At 61.6% G+C, this 21,722-nt stretch carries 22 protein-coding genes; 3 read left to right on the top strand and 19 right to left on the bottom strand.

The features are described 5' to 3' along the window. Positions 1–36 precede the first annotated feature (36 nt). From GGR36_RS08290 to GGR36_RS08265, 6 genes are all read right to left on the bottom strand, one after another. On the bottom strand, positions 37–1,320 hold the full coding sequence (locus tag GGR36_RS08290) for a polysaccharide pyruvyl transferase family protein (RefSeq protein WP_183634138.1): 1,284 nt from the start codon (positions 1,318–1,320) through the stop codon (positions 37–39). 100 nt (positions 1,321–1,420) lie between these two features. Continuing rightward, on the bottom strand, positions 1,421–2,812 hold the full coding sequence (locus GGR36_RS08285; RefSeq protein WP_338086672.1) for a lipopolysaccharide biosynthesis protein: 1,392 nt from the start codon (positions 2,810–2,812) through the stop codon (positions 1,421–1,423). Positions 2,813–2,859: 47 nt separating this feature from the next. Then, positions 2,860–4,179, bottom strand: a complete 1,320-nt coding sequence (locus tag GGR36_RS08280; RefSeq protein WP_183634136.1) for a 3-deoxy-D-manno-octulosonic acid transferase — start codon at positions 4,177–4,179, stop codon at positions 2,860–2,862. Continuing rightward, complete coding sequence (locus GGR36_RS08275; protein ID WP_183634135.1) at positions 4,176–5,231, bottom strand: GNAT family N-acetyltransferase; 1,056 nt, start codon at positions 5,229–5,231, stop codon at positions 4,176–4,178. Before GGR36_RS08275 ends, GGR36_RS08280 begins: the two co-directional genes overlap by 4 nt. Positions 5,232–5,295: 64 nt before the next feature. After that, positions 5,296–6,534 (bottom strand): glycosyltransferase, encoded by a 1,239-nt coding sequence (locus tag GGR36_RS08270; protein ID WP_183634134.1) that lies wholly within the window; start codon positions 6,532–6,534, stop codon positions 5,296–5,298. Next, positions 6,531–7,727, bottom strand: coding sequence for a DegT/DnrJ/EryC1/StrS family aminotransferase (locus GGR36_RS08265; RefSeq protein WP_183634133.1), 1,197 nt, complete (start codon positions 7,725–7,727; stop codon positions 6,531–6,533). Before GGR36_RS08265 ends, GGR36_RS08270 begins: the two co-directional genes overlap by 4 nt. A gap of 127 nt (positions 7,728–7,854) precedes the next feature. Between GGR36_RS08265 and GGR36_RS08260 the strand changes: the two genes are divergently transcribed. From GGR36_RS08260 to GGR36_RS08250, 3 genes are read left to right on the top strand one after another with little or no spacing between them, the layout of a single operon-like run. Next, complete coding sequence (locus GGR36_RS08260; RefSeq protein WP_183634132.1) at positions 7,855–8,103, top strand: acyl carrier protein; 249 nt, start codon at positions 7,855–7,857, stop codon at positions 8,101–8,103. Beyond that, the gene (locus tag GGR36_RS08255) at positions 8,103–8,936 is read left to right on the top strand and encodes a hydrolase 2, exosortase A system-associated (RefSeq protein ID WP_207064275.1); all 834 of its coding nucleotides are present in this window, start codon (positions 8,103–8,105) and stop codon (positions 8,934–8,936) included. The genes GGR36_RS08260 and GGR36_RS08255 overlap by 1 nt, the downstream gene beginning before the upstream one ends. Continuing rightward, complete coding sequence (locus tag GGR36_RS08250) at positions 8,933–9,805, top strand: hydrolase 1, exosortase A system-associated (RefSeq protein WP_183634130.1); 873 nt, start codon at positions 8,933–8,935, stop codon at positions 9,803–9,805. Before GGR36_RS08255 ends, GGR36_RS08250 begins: the two co-directional genes overlap by 4 nt. Here the strand turns inward: GGR36_RS08250 and GGR36_RS08245 are convergent. The 13 genes from GGR36_RS08245 to GGR36_RS08185 form a co-directional block, all read right to left on the bottom strand. Continuing rightward, positions 9,790–10,542, bottom strand: coding sequence for a tetratricopeptide repeat protein (locus GGR36_RS08245; protein ID WP_183634129.1), 753 nt, complete (start codon positions 10,540–10,542; stop codon positions 9,790–9,792). The genes GGR36_RS08250 and GGR36_RS08245 overlap by 16 nt on opposite strands. Positions 10,543–10,845: 303 nt before the next feature. Then, positions 10,846–11,769 (bottom strand): glycosyltransferase family 2 protein, encoded by a 924-nt coding sequence (locus GGR36_RS08240; RefSeq protein ID WP_183634128.1) that lies wholly within the window; start codon positions 11,767–11,769, stop codon positions 10,846–10,848. Positions 11,770–11,867: 98 nt separating this feature from the next. Beyond that, positions 11,868–12,758: an acetylglutamate kinase gene (gene argB, locus GGR36_RS08235; RefSeq protein ID WP_183634127.1), complete on the bottom strand. Its 891-nt coding sequence runs from the start codon at positions 12,756–12,758 to the stop codon at positions 11,868–11,870. Positions 12,759–12,855: 97 nt separating this feature from the next. Beyond that, on the bottom strand, positions 12,856–13,269 hold the full coding sequence (locus tag GGR36_RS08230; protein ID WP_183634126.1) for an Hsp20/alpha crystallin family protein: 414 nt from the start codon (positions 13,267–13,269) through the stop codon (positions 12,856–12,858). Between the two features lie 166 nt (positions 13,270–13,435). Further along, entirely contained in the window at positions 13,436–13,882 is a 447-nt protein-coding gene (gene nudB, locus GGR36_RS08225) for a dihydroneopterin triphosphate diphosphatase (protein WP_183634125.1), read from the bottom strand. Further along, the gene (locus GGR36_RS22095) at positions 13,879–14,304 is read right to left on the bottom strand and encodes a barstar family protein (RefSeq protein ID WP_338086641.1); all 426 of its coding nucleotides are present in this window, start codon (positions 14,302–14,304) and stop codon (positions 13,879–13,881) included. Before GGR36_RS22095 ends, nudB begins: the two co-directional genes overlap by 4 nt. After that, positions 14,301–14,660: a guanyl-specific ribonuclease gene (locus GGR36_RS08215; protein ID WP_183634124.1), complete on the bottom strand. Its 360-nt coding sequence runs from the start codon at positions 14,658–14,660 to the stop codon at positions 14,301–14,303. Before GGR36_RS08215 ends, GGR36_RS22095 begins: the two co-directional genes overlap by 4 nt. A 77-nt stretch (positions 14,661–14,737) precedes the next feature. After that, positions 14,738–16,363: a response regulator gene (locus GGR36_RS08210; RefSeq protein WP_183634123.1), complete on the bottom strand. Its 1,626-nt coding sequence runs from the start codon at positions 16,361–16,363 to the stop codon at positions 14,738–14,740. A gap of 178 nt (positions 16,364–16,541) precedes the next feature. Further along, complete coding sequence (aspS, locus tag GGR36_RS08205) at positions 16,542–18,326, bottom strand: aspartate--tRNA ligase (RefSeq protein WP_183634122.1); 1,785 nt, start codon at positions 18,324–18,326, stop codon at positions 16,542–16,544. Between the two features lie 228 nt (positions 18,327–18,554). Further along, on the bottom strand, positions 18,555–19,172 hold the full coding sequence (locus tag GGR36_RS08200; protein ID WP_183634121.1) for a DUF502 domain-containing protein: 618 nt from the start codon (positions 19,170–19,172) through the stop codon (positions 18,555–18,557). Beyond that, the gene (locus GGR36_RS08195; protein ID WP_183634120.1) at positions 19,172–19,441 is read right to left on the bottom strand and encodes an FmdB family zinc ribbon protein; all 270 of its coding nucleotides are present in this window, start codon (positions 19,439–19,441) and stop codon (positions 19,172–19,174) included. The genes GGR36_RS08200 and GGR36_RS08195 overlap by 1 nt, the downstream gene beginning before the upstream one ends. Positions 19,442–19,607: 166 nt before the next feature. Further along, the gene (locus tag GGR36_RS08190) at positions 19,608–20,456 is read right to left on the bottom strand and encodes a prepilin peptidase (protein WP_183634942.1); all 849 of its coding nucleotides are present in this window, start codon (positions 20,454–20,456) and stop codon (positions 19,608–19,610) included. 33 nt (positions 20,457–20,489) lie between these two features. Continuing rightward, positions 20,490–21,722, bottom strand: a complete 1,233-nt coding sequence (locus GGR36_RS08185; RefSeq protein ID WP_183634119.1) for a type II secretion system F family protein — start codon at positions 21,720–21,722, stop codon at positions 20,490–20,492.

The raw sequence follows: 21,722 nt of genomic DNA, 5'->3' as shown, positions 1-21,722 counted from the left end.
GCGGCGCGTAAAGACCATTCAATACTCGATCTCAACTCAGACTAACGTGTCGGAACGACCGATCGTTTGCGCGTCGGTCTCGTTGTCCAATTTGCGCAGCATGCGGGACATCCAGTCGTTATGCCGACCTTCAAGCTGTTGGCGGCGGCTGCGGTGTTCATCGTTCGCAGGCGCGTCAGCCATCTTCAACAGTTGCGACCGCAGGGCATCGACGTCGATCCTTCGATCGTCTTTGGCCCATTCGATGTGCCCGAACGCTGTCATCAGGCCTTCGATCTTTTCCCGGTAGTACTCGGTGTGCCACAAACCTATGACGGGAAGGTCGGCAGCGAGGGCGAAGACAGAAAAATGATAGGCCACGCCGACGCCGACGCTGCACTTTGCAATTTCAGCCCGCAGCACCCGCGGATCGGCTGCCTGTACGATCTCAACGCTTGGCCAGCCGCGTGTAGCGGCCCAGCGCGCGTAGATCGAGGCCTCGTAGTGGGGGCGCTCGTGGAACTGAAACAGGCGGATGGTCCAACCTTCCTCGGCAAACCTGTCCAGCAAGACCTCAATAATGGGTTGAACACGTTCCGTCTCGGCCTGATGCGGAGACACGCGCCAGTGCACGGCAAGCGCGCGGGGAGTTGGGGCGACAGGGTACGCTGGCGGCAGCGTGAGCGCGTCATCGGCAACGGTTTCGGCCCGCGCGGTGGATACGTTCAGCGACTCAAGCAGACGCATGCCTTGCCCCGCGTCACGCAACCCGATCAGGGAAGCGTATTCGGCGGTACGCTTGAAAAGCCAGCGTGACAGGAAGGAGCGGAAGGGGCCAACGCCTTGTCCGCTCATCACGATCGGCTTGCGCAGACAACGTGCGAAAAGCGCGGTCACGAGCAGGGCGCGGCACTCCCGCTTCCCTTGGTCTGTGAGATAGCCTCCTCCAACGAAGTACACCGCGTCCGCGTCAAGCAGGCTGCGCACGAAGTCCGCCTCCATGTACCGCCCGCTCGGGCGCTTGCCCGATACGATGCAAACGAGCAGAGCCATTGCGATGGCGAGAGTCGATACGAGATCGGCACAGCCCTGCATCAGATCACCGATCAAGCGGGGAAGGTGCAGCATGCGTTGCACCTGATGTCCCCGATCCAGACAGTCGTACAGAAATGTCACTGGGTCGAGCGCGAACTCTTCAAGGACAAAGCGGGGCGTGCGTGCGCTCACCATCATCCGCCAGCTTGGTTGTGCCGCGCGGATTTCACGGACCACGTTGATCAGCATGGCCCGGTCGCCGAGGTTTGACCCGACGCCGGTGTTGAGGATCAGCAACTTCGTCATCGTGCAGTCTGCTTCAAGATGGGGCAATTAATGAAACTAGCATATTCTGAGCCTCATCTGTGTGCCTAAGGATGAATCTGCGTTGAACCGCAATCCTCGTTCAGGACTTCGGGGCGCGAATATTGGCCCATGCGCGGACGAGTTCGGCACGGATGGGATGGCGACCGGCAGCAACCGCGACAAACCAGCCGAGTGCAGCAGTCATTGCAATCAACATCAGATTGATCACTTCCGAGCGGGGCGAATCCCACCAGAAGACGATCAATGCTGGCCCAGTGCTCGCGCAGACGGTGATTGGTGCTGCCTTGGCCAGCACCGTGACCAAGTCCCGCGCCACGATGCCGATGAATTGTCTCAGGGCCAGGAATCTGACCCAGTTCATGATCACGCTGCTTGCGACGAAAGCAAGCGCGACCGTCTCGAGGCTGTAAAGCGCGGCTGGAATGACAAGGCCGAACTTGACGAACAGTCCGAGCACGTCGATTCGCCACTGGGTTTGCACTTGCCCCTTGGCACTCAGGATTTGATTGGTCAGATAGGTCAGCGCTTCGACGGCCGACGCAATGCAGAGGATCTGCAGCAGGGGGATCGAGCGCACCCATTGCGGGCCGAATAGCAGGTGAATGACATTGCCTGCCGAGACCATCAGCACAGCAAAGAACGGTATCGCAAGGCCGCCGACCAGGGTTGTGGCATGAACGAAGGCGGGCCTGAGATCTTCGTTTTCGCGATGCAGTTTCGCAAAGAACGGCAGCCCCACTTGTTGCATTGCTCGGGCAATGACACTGCTAAAGACCCCTGCCGTTCCGAACGCACGATTGAAGTAACCCACCGCAGACATGGTCATCATTCGACCAAGAATCAGGTCCGAGGCTGAGTAACTGATGTAATTGACCAGTGATGAGCCCGAGAGGTATCCGCATACTTTCAGGATTCGGCGCCACTCCACGAGTGCCGGTTTCCAGGGCACATGGCTTGGACGAAAGAAGATTACGCCCACCACGCTGACCAGAGTGCCGACCAGGGACGACCAGGCGAGACTCATGTATCCGTGGCCCAAGTGGGCGAGCCACACAGCTACGATCGTGCTGATCAACGCTGATGCGGTTTCAATCAGGCCGATTTCCATGAAGCGCATGTTCCTGCGCATCAGACTCATGCTGGTCGCCCCGAAGGGTACAAGGAAGAAGTTCAGTCCCAGCACGACCAATACCGTTTGAATTCCGGGTTCGCGGTAGAACTGCGCTGCCGGAATCGCAAGCGCCAAGACTACGAGGCCTCCTGCTGCCGACACGATTAAGGAGACCCCGAATGCCGTGCGCATTCGGGCATCGGTCAACTCGGGTTCTTGCACGATGTAGGTGCCCAGGCCCATTTCGCGAAGCGTGCGGAGCAGGCCGGTGATGACGTATGCCACCGAAAAAACGCCAATCTGGGCTGGCGTCAGAATCCGCGACAGCCACATCGAGCCCAGGAAATTGATGGCCATCACCGCGTTCGAGGAGGCGAATGCGATCAGGAAGGCGCCTCGCACTCCACTCAAGGGCGATCCTTTCGTGCGCCCATCGCGATTGCGACGAAGGGCGCAAGCGCCGCCAAGGATCGGGCCGTCGCGCCGCCAAAACGCTCGGCGAGTCGCGTGATGCGCGCGGCACGCCCCGCGCTGTCGTGCGCCACATCGAGTGCAGCCTGCCAGCTGTCAGCCAACAGAAGGGGGTCCTCATTGACCGAAAGCTCGTGCTCCTCGAAGAGCAAGCGAAACACGGGGTAGCTCGGGTAAGTGGCGTTCCAGCCTGGACGCGCCGTCACCGCGGTGCCGAACGCAAGCGGTTCGAGCACGTTGTGGTCGCGCCCGACGTGTGCGACATCCGCACAGGCATAGAAATCCTTGAGTTCGCCCATGGTGTCCAAGGTCAGCACGTCGATGGTGCCTGGCACAGGCTGGTCTCCATGTTCGCTTCGCCGAACCGCGAGGAGCCCACGCGCTGCAAGGGCCCGCGCGAGGTTTGCCATGACTTCGGGTTGCTCTGGGTGACGCGGGGCGAGCACCATCAGGCAGTGAGGGCGCTTTGACTTCAGGTTGACGAAGGCGTCGAGTACCAGCGTCTGTTCATCTTCATCGGTGACGCATCCAGCGACCACCACATGGCGATGGGTCGCAATCAGGGCGCCGATCAGGGTGGGGCTTCGTGTGCCTGCCGGGGTCCAGCTTGCACGGTCGAGCGCATCGAATTTGATGTTGCCGGTAATGACCAACTTATCCGGCGGGGCACCCGCTTCAAGCAGACTATTTCGCACCGCCTCCGATTGCACGCAGAGTACCGATTGGATCGCCAGCCAGTCTCGCAACAGCAGCCCTCGCTCGATCGTGTCGATCCGGCACGAGGTTGCATAGCCATAGAGCCACCCATTGACGGATGCGACCGGGGCTCCATGCCGTGCGGCTTCATAAAGCCAAGCAAAGGGCAGGCGACACGGTGCGTCGCTCGGCAACAACGGGATCTCGGCGACCAATGCGAGTGCCGGTGGCCGCAAGCGCGACAGCCGACTTGCCTCCGCTGGGTGGTCGCCAATTTCGACGATGTCCGCGTCGGGGTAGCGTGCGCGATAAGCTTCGGCATAGATGCGCCGGTCGGTCAGCAAGACCCAATGCAGTGGCGTTGTTTGAGGGGCGAGCGCATCAAGCAGGGGGGCGATGGCATTGAGCTCCCCAATGGTCGATACAAACAGCCAAAGACTGCGACGAACCGCGGTGTCAGGGAGCGCAAGCGTCGTTTGCGGCGATCGACCCCGCCGAGCGGCGCGGTCGATCAGGCGGAACGTCTGGTAGCGCAGCCAAGTTCCGAAACTCGGTTTCATGTGGACGTTGGCTCAGTCGCGGCCGCACCGTCCGTCCGCCGCGCGTTAACGCGTTCACGCAGTGCAAGCAGCAGGGGCCAACGGAAGAAAGTGGTATGAAACAGCGTGCGCTGCTGGGTCGTCCAGCGAGTGTGCCATTCCATCACGCGGCCATAGAATTCGATTCGGCGGATCGTTCCTCGCTCGAACAGCGCGCGAAATGCGTCATGGTGCAGCAATGTCGCCGGCGACACGGTCTTGTGCGTTGCATCGAACGCCGTCTTGAGCACGACGATCGTATCGCCTGACAGGATGGAAAAATCCATGGCAACCACCGATTCGCCGAAGCGGTATCGCCAGATTTCGCCGCGTTGGCGCGCACAAAATGCGGTGAGCATGTCCCGATAGAAGTCGCCCTGCGGGGTGCCTAGCTGAACCGCGGTGCCCGCGCCGGCCTTCCACCCGCTGGCTTCGAGGCTGCCGAATTCGCGAACGGCTGCTTCAACGGATGCGGCGTCGGTGAGGATGTCGAGGCTGAGTTGGATCCCCTCGTCCTCGAGTTTCGCGCGCTGTTTGCGCACGTTGGTGCGCAGATTCTTGCCGCGTTGGGCCCAAAAGTCGTCAAAGCTGCCTTCGACATCGATCCAGGCGGTCTCGATGTAGTCAATCGACGCGAGCTGCCGGCCGTTGGCCGGGCGGCGGGTGAAGCGGGGGTCAATTTGAGTGGCGCCGACACTGATCGCAAATCCCGGCAGCTGGCGCGTGAGCGTCGCCAGCAACTCCTCCAGGATTTCGTCAGATTTCTGGATCCAGGCGCCGAGCGGTAGCTGCGACGGTTGAAAGGTTTGCCATCGACCCAGCGCGGCAGGTGTGACCAGCGCGCCTGCGACCAACTCGCCGTCCCGGCGTCCGAGGCACAGGCGTTCGCGACCGTCACCGAAATAGTGAAGCAGCGGGAGAAGATACAAAGTCTCGAGAAAGGGCATCGCAGCGGTGGCGGTGCAGAGGGCATTCCATTCGGAGGCCGCTGATTCAAGCTCCGAAGCCGGATAGATGTCCCAGGTTATGCTCATCGGTGAGTCTGCCTTCCCCATAAGGCGATCCATGTTAGGGGCTCGGCCCGGTATTGCACAGGAACTATTGCCGTGACGGAGCGGCGAGTCGGTCGAGCAAGCTTGCCAGTGCAGCGCTGCGGTTTTCGTAGTCTTCCCCGTTGACCTCGGGTGGGGCTGGCAAGGCTTGGTCGAGTACGCCCTTGATCAGCGCAGCGATCGCGACCGGCTCGTCAAGGCGAGCACATGGACCCAGTTGGAGACGCGTCGCTTCGCGCCAGGTTTCTCCTGCCGGGTCCGACAAAGTCAGCACCGGACGGCCGCTGTAGGCGTATTCATAGAGTTTTGCGGGAATCTGGAGGTTGCAGTTGTCGGCCTGCAGCAGCAGCAGCGCGCTGGCGCGGCGCATTTCCTCAAGGGCCGCCCGATACGCCAGTGGCGGTGCAACCTCGACGACGGTTTGCACGCCCGCAGCCGCGACCTTTGCGCGCAGCCACGACTCATCACCCGGGGCCCGGAATATGACGCGCAGACGTTCATCGAGGCGGGGGTCGTGCGCCAAGAGGCGGGCGATGGCCTGCAGTAACGCAGTCGGATCACGTTCCCAAGGATAGACGATGCCGCTATGCAGCAGCGTGATGCGGCCGTCGCTGCCGCCGTCATTGTCGGTCCGTGCGACGGGCGGTCCCGGATCCGTTGGCGCATGGGCGTTGCGGATGACATGGATTCGCCCCGCCGCATCCGGATAGCGGTTGGCGTAGTAGGCGGCACACCCGGGCGTTACGGTAACCACTGCGCGGGCGGTCGCAAATACGCGTCGTTCGACCTTTTGATAGGCAGTCCAAAGTTTCGCGTCTTGTGGGTAGCCATCGTGGGCCATCGGGTCGCGCAGATCGGCCACCCATGGCAGGTCGGTGAGCCCGGCCAGCGTCGCGCCGATACGGTGTGCGGTCGCTATCGGGAAGGTGCTCCAGATCACTTCGGGGCGGTGACGCCAGGTTGCGGCAAGGCCTGCCGCTACACCGGGGAGCCACCATGAGCGCCATCGGTCGGGCCGGGCGAACAGGCCCGGATAGCGTCCGAACAAGGATAGATGTCGTTTGGCGTCCAGCGCCCAGGGGCGGTAGATCGGTACGTCGGCGGGCAGGTCGGCCAGCAGCGCGTCGCTCGTCTGCTCATAGGCAAACGGGGCGACGCTCAGGATCACGGGATCCCAGCCATAGCGAGGCAAGGTCCGGGCGAAGCGGAGCGTGCGCTGTATCCCGCTGCTGCCCGCGTGGGGCGGGAAATGGTACGCAACCATCAGGATCCGACGGCGTGTCATGCCGGCCGGCCGTCGATGATCTGTTCCAGTGTGCCGGCGATCCACTCGAGGTCCTGCGGCCGAAGATCCTGGTGGCAACCGATCTGGAACACATGGTGCGACCATGCTTCACCGGCGTCCCCCGGCCAGCGCGGGGTGCCCGGCCAGCGGTCGTCCCAGCGGAACACCGGCACACCGCTGGTTCTGACTGATTGATACACCCGTTCCGGTTCATCGACCCAAAGTGGGAAAACATAGGGCGCTGACTCGTCGCCGGCTTGCCTGACCAGCGGGCGTGCGCCAGAGAGGGTCGAGAGACGCGCGGCCAGCCAGTTGAAATTGGCTTGTCGCTTCGCGACGATGCGCCCGGCGCCGCCCATGCGGACCAGATGCCACGCCGCTGCTGCAATGCGGCGAAAAGGCAGGGACTCATCGGCGAAGTCGGCCTTGGCTCTTCGGACCGCAGTCTCAAGCGTCGGGGACTCTGTGCGCGCCAGATACGCTTGGGACGGACTTCCCCGGCGGCGATATTTCGCACGATAGGCTGCGCCGAGCAGTTGGTTGAGCCCGCCCAGCCGCTGGTGCATGACGCCCAATTCAATCGCGTCGGCGATCACCTTGAGACTCACCGTATGTCCGCGCCGCCCGAGCGATGCGGTGTTCAGCCCGGTCTGCCGCTGGATCAGGCACCCCCCCTCTGTAACCGGAAAGAACTTTGTCAGGCTCGCTATCGCGAAATCGCCCCAGCCGCCGATGCCGCGACCCTCGACGCGACCGAAGAAAGCGTGGGCGCAGTCTTCGATCAGTGCCGTGTGGTAGGTGTCGCACAACGTGCGCACCGCGCGCATCGGCCGCGGAAGTCCGAAGTAGTGCGGCACGATAAGCGCCCGAGCCCCCGCGCGCAGCAGAGTTTCAAGCACTTCCAGCTGTGGGCTGCCGCTCTCGTCGATGGGGTAGAAGACGGGCTCGCCACCAAGCGCGACGATGGGGGCCACCATGGTCGGGCAGTGATAAGTGGGCACCAGCACGCGGTCACCATAGCCGCATCCGAGCGTCTTTAGCGCGATTGCAATTGCTGCGCGTCCGCTGGTGGTTGGTATCACCCGGCCCGCATCGGTCACGGCAGGAAGCGGACAGGCGCGTCGATCAAAGAAATAGCGCCACGACAGCACGGGTAGCCGGGGAATCGGTATGGCAGGGGCAGGAATGCGCATCGTGGCCGAGAGTGCTGGAAGTTTGTCACGAGGGACATCCCCCCGTTTCCCTATAATAAAAGGCTATCAATCCGGACTGCCGTTAAGTCCTTGGCGTCGGTCCGTTTACCTTTGAATGGGGAATGTTTTGAATACGCGCACTGAACTGGCCGCCATTTTGGACGAACTGCTTAGTCTTGGCGGCCGTGCTGCCGGGTTTGACGATGCGACCGCACTCCTTGGAGCTATTCCCGAGTTGGATTCGATGGCGGTGGTGGGGGTCATCGGGGCGATCGAGGAGCGGTTCGGTATCGTGTTCGACGACGATGAGATCGACGGTGCCGCGTTTGCGAGTTTTGGGCGGCTCGTTTCGCTGATTGAATCCAAAATCGGTTGATGACTTTTGTCTGTTCGCCGGAATTCGCTCCCGCACCGGGCGGGCAGCGATTCCTTATGCGGTTCGAGCCGCATGGCGTTCCGGCGCGGGGGCGGCTCGTGCTGCTTCAGCCATTTGCCGAAGAGGCAAACAAGTCGCGCCGCCAGCTCGCCGACATTGCGCGCACGGCGGCTGCAGCGGGGTGGAATGTTGTGCTCGGCGATTACCTGGGTACAGGGGACAGCGCCGGTGATTTCGGCGACGCGACTTGGCGCGACTGGGTCGATGACGTTGCCTTGTTTGCGAATCTTGCCGGTGCTTCGTCCTTGCCCCTGGTGCTCTGCGCCTTGCGGCTTGGGGCCTTGCTTGCTGATGAGGCGGTTCGGGGAGGGCTGAGGCCGACGGCTCTGGTCGCGATCAACCCCGTCGTATCCGGAAAGCAGGCACTGACCCAATTCCTCCGGTTGGGGGCTGCATCTGAACTTGCCCAAGACACGACGGCACGGATCGACACGCGTTTCCTGCGTCAGCGCTTGTCCGCTGGCGAGTCGGTTGAAATTGCGGGCTACGCGCTTTCGCCGGCCCTTGCAAACGAACTGGAGTCGGCTGAATTCGCGCCCAATTCGATGGTTTCACGTCTTGGCTGGATTGAGGTCGGACCGGACGCTGAGGTTCTCTCGCCGGCCGCCGCACGACAACTGGCGAAGATCCACGAAACGGGGGGGGCTCAGGTTGCGACCGCCACGCTGAAAGGCCCGGCGTTCTGGCAAACGCAGGAGATCGAGCGGGTGCCCGACCTGGCCCAGACCTGCCTTGCCATGTTGCAAGAACTGACCGGGGTGCCCGCTCAATGATTGAGGATGCAATCCTGCTCGATTGTGCGGGCGACGCAATGCCTGCGATCGTGACCCGGCCGGACAATGGCACGGCGACGGTTGGCGTGCTGGTTATTGTAGGCGGGCCGCAAACGCGGGTCGGCTCGCACCGACAATTCGTATTGCTGGCCCGTGCGCTCGCGGCGGCTGGCCTTGCCTGTTTGCGCTTCGACTACCGCGGGATGGGAGACGCGAGTGGGGCTGCACGCGATTTCGAGCAGGTTGACGACGACATTGGTGTCGCGGTGGCTGGCCTGAAGGCATGCGTGCCGGGGATCGAGAAAGTCGTGCTGTGGGGGCTCTGTGATGGTGCCACGGCGGCCGCGTTCCATGCCGCGGCGAATGACCAGATAACGGGCCTGGTCATGTTGAATCCGTGGGTGAGATCCGAGGCTGGCGAGGCCGCTGCCTTGGTGTCGAGCTATTACGGCAAGCGGGTCTTCTCGCTTGCTTTCTGGAGCAAGTTTTTGAGCGGCAAATTGGATTTCCGCAAACGCGCCGCGGAGTTCATCGTCAATCTTCGCAAGTCACGGGGCGGCCATTCCACTGCAGGCCAGAAATCGAGTCTGCCAGATCGCCTTGGCGCCAGTTTGCAGCGTTATCGACGGCCTGTTTTGCTGATCTTGTCAGGCAACGATTTGACCGCCGCGGAGTTCATCAGTGCCGCGCACTCTGGGCGACTGGCGGAAGGCATCAAGCAGTGTGACGTGACACGTAGGGACCTTCAGGACGCCAATCACACCTTCTCGTCTTTGGCTTGGCGCCGCTGGGTGGAGTCGGCTACCGTGGCCTGGATTGCCGAACGGATTGACCCGCGACTACAGGCTGCCTCTCAAGGCGCGGACTGATCGGCAATGGGCGCGGAGGGGGCCGCTGCCTTGACCGGGTCCTTCCATGCATTGACCTGTTTGAGTTTTTCTTTCAGGCCGGGCAACGGGAATCCCAAGGCATACGCTTTGTGCGCCTCCTTGAGGGCATCGTCGTAGCGTTTCAATTCAAAGTAGGCAAGTCCGAGGTTGTAGTGGCCCGACGGGCTCTCGTCACTGAGTTCCTGCCCCTTTTCGAGTTGTTTCACCGCCTCGTCACGGTTGCCGGTCCTGAGCAAGTGCATCCCATAGATGATTCTGACGGTGCCATCGTCGGGAACAAAATTGATCGCGGATTGAAAGTAGCAGGCGACGTTGGCCTTAACCCCTTGAGGGTGTGGCGTCTTGTCGCGCTGGCTCAGCCTGGCCAGGGAAAGCAAGGCGCGGGGGTGGTTCGGAAAAGCGCGTAAGGTGTAATCGATTTCTGCGCCGGGGATCACGACGTACCCGCGGTTGGGGTGGATCGCTCCCCGCTTCAGGTTTTCTACGTCGGGGAAAAAGTGGGCGCCTTCGACCAAGTGCTTCTGTTCTTCAGTGATTTTCCGGTAATCGTAGGGGCCGTATCCATGCCTCAGGACCGGGCATGCAAGATCGACGTCTTCGGCCTGCGCGGGCAAGGTGAGGCACGCGGCAATGAGGGAAGCGCCAGCGAGAATGGGTATCGCGGCCGTACGGGTTTTGCAGGCGCGTTTCTGGTGCCGATTGCAAACGGTATCCATGCACTTCCTCTGGTGATCGCCGGCCCCACCGCCAGCGTTGCGGCGTGCTTCCAAGCTGGGAGCGCGTCGAAATGCCGCTGAACCGTTAGCCTGCAAGCGGGTGGCTGAGCGTCAATGATGCCATTTCGCCGCAGAGAGTTTGGACAATTCCCGGCCGCAAACCGTGACTTCTGCCTGATGCTGCGACAAGTGCGATGTTTACGCCGGCAGAGTAGGCCTGCGGGACGATTTCGTTAGCTGCATTGCCGAGGAGCGCGATGGGTCCGATGATATCGCCTGTCCTTCTTGGATGGCGCGAGGGTTCTAGGCGCGTGCAAGTTTCCGGCGGACTCTTGAAGCAAGGGCTTTCAGGAGACTGAGAAATGAGTCGAGGCGGTTCGGCCCGGATGCCAGCAGCGCGCTGAACTCACGCAACCCCAGTGCGAGATCACCCCTTGCAACATGGGCGTCTGCGAAATGGCATCGCCCCCGCTGTCGGCGAGCAGCAAGCTGGGCGAGGTCTGCCGGCCCACCGTTTTCGCATTCGAGCCCGAAGCGCGCGATCAGGCGTTCACGCATGGCTTCGGTCTTGTTTACTTTCGGCAAGGCGCGAGAGAGTGACGTGGGGTGCTGCCGGTAGAGCACCAAGCGCGATTTGAGTTTTGCGAATGGAAACTGTCTGGAGGCGCGAACAAAATACTCCCAGTCGTCGGTCTGGTGGTCTTCGCAGACAAAGGGGCCCAATGCATTCCAGAGTGTTCGCCGAAAAAGAGCGGACGAGGGTAAAACAAAGTTCGTCAGCAGCATCTTCGGGTAGATCCAGCCTGACAGCGCCGTGTCGCGCTCCGATGACACGGTTGGCTCAAAAGTTGCGGTGGCGTCGGCACCGTCCCACACCGTGAACTCGGTATAGCTCAGGCCGACTTCCGGTGATTCGTCCATCATGGCGACCTGAAGCCGCAACTTGTCCGGATGCCAGATGTCGTCACTGTCCAGCAAAGCAATGAACTCGCTGTCACCCGAAGCCACAGCATTGTTTCGAGACTTCGACATGCCCTGATTCTCCTGGCGAATCAGGCGTACCTTGGGGCCCATGGCGGCAGCAATGGCGGCCGTGTCGTCGGTCGACCCGTCATCAACGACCACGATTTCGTAATCGTCGTAACTCGAGGCCAACACGCTCTTCAGCGTTTTTTCGAGAAAGGGCCCGGCGTTGTAGGCCGGTACGACAATCGAAACGCGGGGCATGGAGGGCGTCCTGTGGTCGATCTAAGGCGCTGCGGAAACGGCGAAAGGGGAACTCGCGGCGGCGTCCAGCATGATCTCGCCGGCGCCGCGCAGTGCGGTCAATGGCTCTTGATCATGGTACCGACACCATGGTCGGTCAGGATTTCGAGCAACAGGCAATGCTCGACGCGGCCGTCGATGATGTGTACCGAGCGCACGCCGTTGCGGGCGGCTTCGAGGGCCGAGTGGATCTTGGGCAGCATGCCGCCTGAGAGTGTGCCGTCGGCGACCATTTCGTCGATTTCTCGCGGCGTGATGCCGGTCAGCAGTGTGCCTTCCTTGTCGAGTACGCCGGGGGTGTTGGTGAGCAGCACCAGCTTTTCAGCCTTGAGGATCTCGGCGAGCTTTCCTGCAACGACATCAGCGTTGATGTTGTAGGTTTCGCCGTCTTCGCCGACGCCGATCGGGGCGATCACCGGAATGAAGTCACCCTGGTCGAGGAAGCTGATCAGGCTCGGGTCGATCGATGTGATTTCACCGACCAGGCCGATGTCGATCATCTCTTCCGGCTTGTCCTTGTTCGGCATCAGCAGCTTGCGGGCGCGGATGAAGTTGCCGTCCTGCCCGGTCAGCCCGACCGCCTTGCCGCCGTGGCGGTTGATCAGGTTCACGATTTCCTTATTGACGTGCCCGCCGAGCACCATCTCGACGACATCCATGGTCTCTTCGTCGGTGACGCGCATGCCCTGGATGAACTGACCTTGCTTGCCGATTCGCTTGAGCAGATCGTCGATCTGCGGTCCGCCGCCGTGGACGACGACCGGGTTCATGCCGACGAGTTTGAGCAGCACGACGTCACGTGCGAAGCAGTCCTTGAGCATCGGGTCGGTCATGGCGTTGCCGCCGTATTTGATCACGATGGTCCGGTCGAAGAAGCGCTTGATGTAGGGCAGGGCTTCGGCGAGCACGCTCGCTTTGAGCGCGGGGGCGAGGGATTCGAGGTCGGACATGAAGATTCCAGTGAGCGGACAAACGCCGGAAGTTTAGCGCAAAGAAAAACGGCGAAAGGCATAGACCCTTCGCCGTGAGTGTTTCAAGCGATGAAGGTCAGTTGATCGTCAGGCGGCGCGCCTGGGTGGTGGCCTTCTTGGGCAAGGTCAGTTCAAGGACGCCGTCATTGAACTTCGCCATGGCGCGTGCGTCGTCAATGTCGGTGCCGAGCTGGAAGCTGCGGCTGACCTTGCCGAAGTAACGTTCGGTGCGAAGCACCTTTTCGCCATCCTTGATTTCCTTTTCACCCTTGCGCTCGGCGCTGATCGAGACAATGGCGCCGTCGATATGCACATGGATGTCGTCTTTCTTCATGCCGGGCAGTTCGGCATGGACCGTGAAGCTTTCGGGCCCTTCCTTGACGTCGAGCGTGATGCTCGGCGCGTCGGGAGTTTGGGCGAACTCAACCGGGCGTACGAAGAAGCCGCGGAAGAGGTCGTCCAGCGGATCGTGCCTGAGCAGATTTGCCATGATTACCTCCGTTGAGTTGAGGGGAAACGGCCGTTGAAGGCCCAGCCCCTACTTCCAATCTAGGGGGTAAGGCATTGAATGCAAAGTCTTATTCTGAAGATGTTGCTTCCCGTCAACCGTGCGCGAGACGCGAGGCTGAAGCTAGGGAGCGGCTGCCTCGAACGGACTAATCCGTCGCCAGCCGTGTCGGCAGGGCGAGGATTGCGTCGCGGTTGCTCCATGAGAAACAGGCTTCGGCGGCTTCCTGCCAGGGGAGCCAGCGCCACGCACGGTGCTCGTCGGGGGCCAGCACGATCGGCGTGTCGCGCGCAACGCACAAACTGAAGACGTGTTCGGTGTTGTGTGTGACGCCAGGGGCATAGCGATGGCGCCACTGCGGGAAAATCTCGTATTGCTGGCTCAGTTGCCAATCGACAAGCGCATCGGCTGCGGCCACGATGCCGGTTTCCTCTGCGACTTCACGCACGGCCGTCTCGCGCAGCGTTTCATCGCCTTCCTGGCTGCCGGTCACCGACTGCCAGTATCCGGGGTGCGCGGCGCGTTCGATCAGCAGCACTTCGAGCGCTGCGGAGTGAATGACGACGAGGACCGAGACAGGCGTTTTGTAGTTCATGTGATCGGAAGCGGCGGCAAGTCCTGGGGGCCTTCGTCCACCAGCACGCAGAACGGGACGCCTTCGCGCTGCCAGAACGCGGCGGACTCCTTCAAAATGTCCATCAGCATCGCCCAGTTGCCTTCGTGTTTCGGAAATGCACGACCGCAGCCGCGCAGGATGATGAGGTAACCCTCTTCGTCGAGCCAGCTCAGATCCGACAGGCAGTCCGCCAACGCATCCCAGTTGTTGCCGAACCACTCGGGGAAGCGCATCGCGGACGCAAATCCCTCGAAAATCGTTGGTGGGCTGACGTCGCGAGGCAGATCGATGGCGGCGGTGATGTAGCGCCGTTGTTCGGCGGCGCGCTGGAGTGCCGTTGCCTGCTCGGTGGTGCAGCGGAACACGCCATTGAGTCCGGCAGAGGCCTGAAATGGGCTCACGGTCGAATCCTCTGAAAACTGCGGTAGTGGTCGCCGGTGTAGTAGCGCGGACCATCGCAACTGCTGATGATGCGTCGGGCGCCCCGATCTCGCTCGCCGGGTGTCGGGACGGTGTATTCGCGGTAGCAACCCCGATCGCGATACGGCAGGCGTCCTTCCCGATTCTGAAAGACGATTCCGTCGCGGCGATACGGGAACGGCCCCCCGCGCTCAATCAGCTTGAGCGTCTGGCGTGCTTCGGGGGGCAGATCCGCTTGCTGAATGTCGCCGAGCGCCGGCGCAGTGCGCGCGCTGGCCACGCCGGCGACAGCTAAGGCCGCCGCAACGACAAGTACCTTGAAGAAGCCTGGCGCCATCAACCTACCTCGCAGGGAATGTGCGCTCCGAGTGTATCAGGCTGAGGTGACGCTTCTTTCGCCGCTACAACGCATGCCTATTTGGCGGCACGCGCGCCGAATCGCTTGGCAAGGCCGTCGAAGTAGAGGTGCAGGGCGCCGAGCTTCGGGTTGCCCGGATCGCTGCGCTGGATGCGCTCGATCAGGCCACGCGCCTGCTCCGCATAGTGCGCGTCCCAACCGCTGTGTTCGATGTACTTGAGCAAGGCCAGCGCGGCGTTGTAGGTCACCATGGTGTTGCCTGGCATGCGCCGCACCGCTTCCAGCATGTGGGTCACGGCGCCTTCGTAGTCGCCACGCTGTGCCATGCGCGCGCCTTCGCCCATCATGTCTTTCACTTCGGATTTCATCTGCTGCGCCAGCGAAGCCCCAAGCTCTGGTCGCCCAAGATCACCCAGCATCTTGGTGATGTCGTCTACCGCGGCATCGTCGGCAGCATGGCGCATGATGTCCATGACCACGTCAGCGGCCTGACTGTCGAGTTTGTGTTCGATGCAGACTTTCGCGAGATCCTTCTTCAGATTCGTCGTCGCCCCAAGGCGTGAATCCAGCAGCGATACGGCGCGTTCGGCCGCCTCCGTTGCCCGCGACTTGTCGCCCTGCTGAGTGAAAACCATTGCCGACGACAGCGCCTTGCAAAGTTCGGTTTTCGGCAGTCCCTGCATGGACTTTTCCAGGTCGCGGATCGTTGCGCTGGCACGGTCCGCAGCGCCGACACCCAGTTGAGCCTTGACCAGCCTCACGTGGTCTTCCGGATCGCGGAAATCGGAGTACTTGGCACGTCGGACGACCTCGTTGAGTGTCTTCTCGGCAGATTCCAGATCGCCGAGTTCCAGCGATACTTCGCCAATGTGACGCATTCGCCGCAAGGTGTGCGGCGAGAGCGACGAGGCTTTTTCCAGGGCCTCGCGCGCTTCCTTCAGGGCGCCGACCGCTTCTCGTGTCTTCGCGAGCCAGTCCCATGCGTCGAGGTATTCGTCGCTTTCGTTAAGCAGCGCGACAAGCAGTTGCTCCGCATCCTCAAAGCGCTTGCGCATGAACAACGCCTTCGCGAGTCCCAGGCGCGCCCAGGGTACGGCGCGCCGCTCCAGCACCTTTTCGTAGACGGCTTGCGCCTCTTCCGCGCGCCCGGTTGTGGCGAGCAGTTCGGCACGCAGGCGCAGAAAGTCGATGGCGTATACGGGGTACTTGATCTCGCCTTCCTCGCACGCCGCGATCGCATCTGCCGCGTTGCCGGCCTCGACCAACTGCCATGCGGCCATGAACGCCTCGCGCTTGTTCAGTGCGCGCTCCAGCCGGGTGCGTAGCAGCTCCGGCGCAAAGGGCTTGAGGATGTAATCGTTCGGCGCCAGTTCGGCAGCGCCGACGACGCGCTCGTAACTGCGCTCACCTGTGACCATGATGAACAGTGTCGACAGCGGAATCAGGTGGTGACTGCGGATGTCTTCCAGAAAGTGCTGGCCGTCCTGGCCTTCGCCGAGGTGGTATTCACATAGGATGATGTCGAAGGTCTCGTCGCGCAGCTTGCGGATCGCGGCGCCCGCGCTCTGCGCAGCCTGCAGCTTGACGATGCCGCACATCGCCAGCATGTTGCGCAATTGCGTGCGCATGTTGCTCTGGTTTTCGACCACGAGGACGGTGAGATCCTCGACCTTGCCCGCCATGCTCCATCCCCCGCTCAAGTGGACGGGTCAACGGCACCGAACCCAATCAGCTTGAGGCGGGCGCGCTGTTCTTTGCATCTCGGGTTGAAGTCCCCTGAGTGCGAGCCAAATGAAAACGGCCGCGCTCCCGGAGGAGGCGCGGCCGTTTTGGGGCCTTGCGCGATCGGCGGAATGTCCGTCAGGTGGCCGGCTGGACGTTACGCAGGCGGATATGAAGCTCGCGCAACTGCTTCTCGTCGACCGGACTCGGGGCCTGGGTGAGCAGGCATTGCGCGCGCTGGGTCTTCGGGAACGCAATCACGTCGCGGATCGAATCGGTGCCCGCGAGCAGCATCACGACGCGGTCGAGGCCAAACGCGAGGCCGCCGTGGGGCGGCGCGCCGTAGCGCAGCGCGTCAAGCAGGAAGCCAAACTTCAACTCGGCTTCTTCCTTGGTCAGGCCGATCGCCGAGAAGACCTTGGACTGCACGTCTTCACGGTGGATACGCACGGAGCCGCCGCCTACTTCGTAGCCGTTCAGCGCCAGATCGTAGGCCTTGGCGAGGCACTTGCCGGGGTCGGTGGCGAGCAGGTCGACATGCTCGTCCTTCGGCGATGTGAAGGGGTGGTGGCAGGCGTTCCAGCGCTTCTCGTCTTCGTCGTACTCGAACATTGGGAAGTCAACGACCCACGCAGGGGCCCATGCGCGGCCATCGACATGGCCCTTCTCGTGGCCGATCTTGATGCGCAGCGCACCCAGAGCGTCCGACACGATCTTTGCCTTGTCGGCACCGAAGAAGATCAGGTCGCCCGACTGCGCGCCGGTGCGCTCAAGAATCGTGCGCAGCGCTTGCTCGTGGATGTTCTTGACGATCGGGCTCTGCAGGCCGGTCTCGTTCGGTTGCGTGACATCGTTGACCTTGATGTAGGCAAGGCCCTTGGCGCCGTAGATCTTGACGAACTCGGTGTAGCCATCGATCTCGCCGCGCGACAGTGCCGCGCCGCCGGGGATGCGCAGCGCAGTGACGCGGCAGGTGGGGTCGGCAGCGGCGTGGGCGAAGACCTTGAATGCGACATCCTGCAGCGCGTCGGCGACATCCACCAGTTCCAGCGTGACGCGCAGATCGGGCTTGTCGGAGCCGTACTTCGCCATTGCTTCGGCGTAGCTGATGCGCGGGAAGGGGTTCGGTAGTTCGATGCCGGCCGCTTCCTTGAACACGGTGCGGAACATCTCTTCCATGATCGCCGTGATCTCGGTCTCGGTCAGGAAGGAGGTTTCGATATCAACCTGCGTGAATTCCGGCTGGCGGTCGGCGCGCAGGTCCTCATCGCGGAAGCACTTGGTCAGCTGGTAGTAACGGTCGAAACCCGCGACCATCAGCATCTGTTTGAAGAGCTGGGGCGATTGCGGCAGCGCGAAGAACTGGCCGTCGTGGACACGGCTCGGCACCAGGTAGTCGCGTGCGCCTTCCGGCGTGCTCTTGGTGAGCATCGGCGTTTCGATGTCGATGAAGCCCTGATCGTCGAGGAAGCGGCGGAAGGCTCGTGCAGTGCGGTAGCGCAGTTGCATGATCTTCTGCATGTACGGGCGGCGCAGATCCATCACGCGGTGCGTCAGACGCACGGTTTCAGAGAGGTTGTCGTCGTCCAACTGGAACGGGGGCGTGACCGACGGGTTGAGCACTTCCAGCTCATGGCACAGCACCTCGACCTCGCCGGAGACGAGGTTGGCGTTGGTGGTGCCTTCCGGTCGGCGACGGACCTTGCCGACGACCTTCAGGCAGAACTCGTTGCGCACGGATTCGGCGATCTTGAAGGTGTCTGCACGGTCAGGGTCGCAGACGACCTGCACGAGGCCTTCGCGGTCACGCAGGTCGATGAAGATCACGCCGCCGTGGTCGCGACGACGATGGGCCCAGCCGGTGAGGGTGACAATCTGGTCAAGGTGGGCGGCACTCACTTGGCCGCTATAACAGGTACGCATCGGGAACTCCGGTCTTTCTGATTCGTTTTCACGCCGGGATCAGGGCGTGTTGGTTGTCATGGGGCGCTTCGTGCGTCGAAGGGACGCTCAGGGCTGAACAGGTGCCAAACGTTCAGCCCACCCGATTTCGTGCGTGTGGCCCAGGGGTATTTGCGCCCACGTTTGAAATCCCGTCTTGGGGATTCAAACAGGCAGCCCCGGTGCGGAAATCGGAAGCAGCAAGCATTGTTAGCGCTTCGAGTTTGAGTTCGTAACGCCCGGCGCAACGACACCCATCGAAATGATGTACTTGAGTGCGTCGTCGACGCTCATTTCGAGTTCGACCACGGCCTCCTTGTGCATCATCAGGAAGAATCCCGAAGTCGGGTTCGGTGTGGTCGGGATATAAACGCTGACGTGTTCACCGGGCAAATGCCGTGCAACTTCAGTACTCGGTGCGCCGGTCAAGAAGCCTACCGTCCAGCTGCCTTCGCGCGGGTATTGCACCAGCAGCGCTTTCCGGAAGGCCTGGCCGTTCGGCGCGAACAAGGTGTCGGAGACCTGCTTGACGCTCGAGTAGATCGACTTCACGACCGGGATGCGTGCAAGCAGGCTCTCCCAGAACCCGATCACGCGTTGCCCGAAGTAGTTGGCAACGACGACGCCGGTCATCACGACCACCAGCAGGGTCAGGATTGCTCCGAAGCCCGGAATATCTACGCCGATCAGGTGCGCTGGGCGCCATTCGGAAGGCAGCAGCAGCAAGGACTGATCGAGCGTACCGACAATCAAGTGCAGCACCCAGACCGTGATGGTCAGTGGCACCCAGACAAGCAAGCCAGCAATGAGGTATTTCTTGAACGGCATCAGTGACAGGCGCAGTTGCCGCCGCAGCCAGCCGGTTTTGCGGTCTCGCTCGCAGCAGCTTCAGTCTTTGCGGTGGCGGTGGTGCTACCGCCTTTGAAGTCGGTCGCATACCAGCCGGATCCCTTGAGCTGGAATCCGGCGGCCGTCAGTGCTTTGCCAAAGGATTCGTGCCCACAGGCCGGGCAGGTCGAGAGCGGAGCATCCGACACTTTCTGGAGTACGTCTTTCTGATGCCCGCAATCCGCGCAGCGATATTCGTAGATCGGCATGGCTAAGCTCCTGAAAATCAAGCCCAAAATTCTAGCGCAACCGGGCGGTGAATGCTCGCGCCGGCGTGTTGCACGGGACTTTGGGGCATATGTGGGCGTCCGCGCATATTGCAAGCGCGGCGCCGCGCGCCAATTCGCGGCGGAAAAGACGCGTGACTGCGACCGTTCAGACTTGGCTGAGGTAACGCTGTGTCAAGGCCGGCCCCCAGTAAAGCGCGACGAGACCAGCGCCCGCCAGGTAAGGGCCGAACGGGATAGGCGTGCTGCGGCCATGTTTCGCCAATACGATCAGCGCAATGCCGACGCCGGCGCCTATCACGGAAGAAACCAGAATAACCAAAGGCAACTGCTGCCACCCCACAAAGGCGCCAATGGCGGCAAGCAGCTTGAAGTCCCCGAAGCCCATCCCCTCCTTGCCGGTCAGGAGTTTGAAGGCCCAATAGACCGACCACAGCGCAAGATAGCCGATCACTGCACCGAGAACCGCCGATTCGAGCGCAACGAAGGTTTCGGGTATGTTGAGGATCAGTCCGATCCAAAGCAGCGGCAGGGTGATCGAGTCGGGCAGCAGTTGTGTATCGAGATCGATGAAGGTCAGAGCAAGCATTGCCCAGCTGAAGATCATTGCCCCGGCCGCCGCGCAGCTCAAACCGAAATGCCACGCGGCAAATCCGCCGGCAAGTCCCCCGAGAATTTCGACAAACGGATATCGCAGCCCGATTGGCGCCTTGCAATGTCCGCAGCGGCCGCCCAATAGGGCATAACTCAGGAGGGGGACGTTCTGCCAGCTCGCAATCTGGGTGCCGCAGTGCGGGCAGCGGGAGCGCGGCCGTGCAATGGAGATCGGATCTCCTTCGGGCGGCGCCTCCCCCCGCAGTTCAGCCGCTTGCTCATGCCATTCCCGCTCCATCATTTTCGGAAGTCGGTGAATGACGACATTCAGGAAGCTGCCAACACACAGTCCCAGAATGCTTGCAACGACGACGAAAGCGTCCGGCGTCCAGCCTTGAAGAATAGTCGGATGAATCGTCAGACTCCTGCCTGTGCGTCACACAACCTGGCCGAGCTTGAAGATTGGCAGATACATTGCCACCACCAAACCACCAACCACCGTGCCGAGGAAAACAATAATGAGCGGTTCAAGCAGTTGCGACAGCGCATCCACGGCATCATCGACTTCGCGTTCGAAAAAGTCGGAGACCTTGCCAAGCATAGAGTCCAGTTGGCCCGACTCTTCTCCGATCGAAACCATCTGAACCACCATCGTCGGGAATACGTTCGAGTTCTGCATCGAAATCGTGAGGCTGGTGCCGGTACTGACTTCGTTCTGAATCTGCTTCGTCGCCAGTTCATACACCCGGTTGCCGGCAGCGCCGCCCACCGAATCCAGCGCTTCCACCAGAGGCACCCCGGCTGCAAACATTGTTGCCAAGGTTCTTGTCCAGCGCGCAACGGTTGCCTTGCGGATGATGGCGCCGATCACGGGAAACTGCAGGATCAGGCGGTCCATGGTGAACTGCATTTGAGGCGAGCGCTTGTAGGCAAACGTGAGCCCCGCAATCGCCCCGAATATGCCCCCAAAGACGAGGTACCAGTATGCGATGAAGAAGTCCGACATCGACATGACGAGGAGCGTCGGTGCCGGCAATTCCGCGCCAAAGCTCGTGAATACCGATTTGAACTGCGGAATCACGAACAGCATCATGACTGCTACAACGCCGAATGCGACAGCAACGACCGAAATTGGATAGAACAGGGCGCCTTTGATCTTGCTCTTGATTGCAAGGATCTTTTCCTTGTAAGTCGCGAGGCGGTCGAGCAACGCGTCCAGCGCGCCAGATTGCTCGCCGGCCGCCACCAGGTTGGCGTACAGCGAGTCGAAATACACCGGGTGCTTGCGGAACGCGTTTGCAAGGCCGGCGCCACTCTCGATGTCTGAGCGGATTTCGTTCAGAAGCCGTGCGAGGGCCGGATTTGAAGCGCCTTTGATGGCAATGTCGAAGGTCTGCAAGAGCGGGACGCCGGAACGCAGCATCGTTGCGAGCTGTCGCGTGAACAGCGCAATGTCCTTGTCGGTAACCTTGCCGCCTTTTGAAAACGAGCGTTTTTTGACCTTGGCATTGCTGATGCCTTGACGGCGCAAATTGGCCTGAACGATCGAGGCGCTGCCCGCTCGAGTTTCACCACGCACGACACGGCCGTTCTTGTCCTTGCCTTCCCAGGTGAAGACGCTTTCTCCACTGCCTGCTGGCTTGCGGACTGTTCTTGCTGCTGTAGCCAT

The organism is Niveibacterium umoris, assembly GCF_014197015.1.
Lineage (GTDB): Bacteria > Pseudomonadota > Gammaproteobacteria > Burkholderiales > Rhodocyclaceae > Niveibacterium > Niveibacterium umoris.
Note: the sequence above shows the minus strand (reverse complement) of the source record. Positions and strands in the feature narration are given on the sequence as shown.

Coding starts and splice junctions, on each gene's coding strand:
- GGR36_RS08200 (WP_183634121.1), bottom strand. CDS start 19,172: ATGCCGTTCAAGAAATACCTCATTGCTGGCTTGCTTGTCTGGGTGCCA.
- GGR36_RS08275 (WP_183634135.1), bottom strand. CDS start 5,231: ATGAGCATAACCTGGGACATCTATCCGGCTTCGGAGCTTGAATCAGCG.
- GGR36_RS08210 (WP_183634123.1), bottom strand. CDS start 16,363: ATGGCGGGCAAGGTCGAGGATCTCACCGTCCTCGTGGTCGAAAACCAG.
- GGR36_RS08280 (WP_183634136.1), bottom strand. CDS start 4,179: ATGAAACCGAGTTTCGGAACTTGGCTGCGCTACCAGACGTTCCGCCTG.
- GGR36_RS08255 (WP_207064275.1), top strand. CDS start 8,103: ATGACTTTTGTCTGTTCGCCGGAATTCGCTCCCGCACCGGGCGGGCAG.
- GGR36_RS08270 (WP_183634134.1), bottom strand. CDS start 6,534: ATGACACGCCGTCGGATCCTGATGGTTGCGTACCATTTCCCGCCCCAC.
- GGR36_RS08240 (WP_183634128.1), bottom strand. CDS start 11,769: ATGCCCCGCGTTTCGATTGTCGTACCGGCCTACAACGCCGGGCCCTTT.
- aspS (WP_183634122.1), bottom strand. CDS start 18,326: ATGCGTACCTGTTATAGCGGCCAAGTGAGTGCCGCCCACCTTGACCAG.
- nudB (WP_183634125.1), bottom strand. CDS start 13,882: ATGAACTACAAAACGCCTGTCTCGGTCCTCGTCGTCATTCACTCCGCA.
- GGR36_RS08215 (WP_183634124.1), bottom strand. CDS start 14,660: ATGGCGCCAGGCTTCTTCAAGGTACTTGTCGTTGCGGCGGCCTTAGCT.
- GGR36_RS08290 (WP_183634138.1), bottom strand. CDS start 1,320: ATGACGAAGTTGCTGATCCTCAACACCGGCGTCGGGTCAAACCTCGGC.
- GGR36_RS08245 (WP_183634129.1), bottom strand. CDS start 10,542: ATGGATACCGTTTGCAATCGGCACCAGAAACGCGCCTGCAAAACCCGT.
- GGR36_RS08250 (WP_183634130.1), top strand. CDS start 8,933: ATGATTGAGGATGCAATCCTGCTCGATTGTGCGGGCGACGCAATGCCT.
- argB (WP_183634127.1), bottom strand. CDS start 12,758: ATGTCCGACCTCGAATCCCTCGCCCCCGCGCTCAAAGCGAGCGTGCTC.
- GGR36_RS08195 (WP_183634120.1), bottom strand. CDS start 19,441: ATGCCGATCTACGAATATCGCTGCGCGGATTGCGGGCATCAGAAAGAC.
- GGR36_RS08185 (WP_183634119.1), bottom strand. CDS start 21,722: ATGGCTACAGCAGCAAGAACAGTCCGCAAGCCAGCAGGCAGTGGAGAA.
- GGR36_RS08230 (WP_183634126.1), bottom strand. CDS start 13,269: ATGGCAAATCTGCTCAGGCACGATCCGCTGGACGACCTCTTCCGCGGC.
- GGR36_RS08265 (WP_183634133.1), bottom strand. CDS start 7,727: ATGCGCATTCCTGCCCCTGCCATACCGATTCCCCGGCTACCCGTGCTG.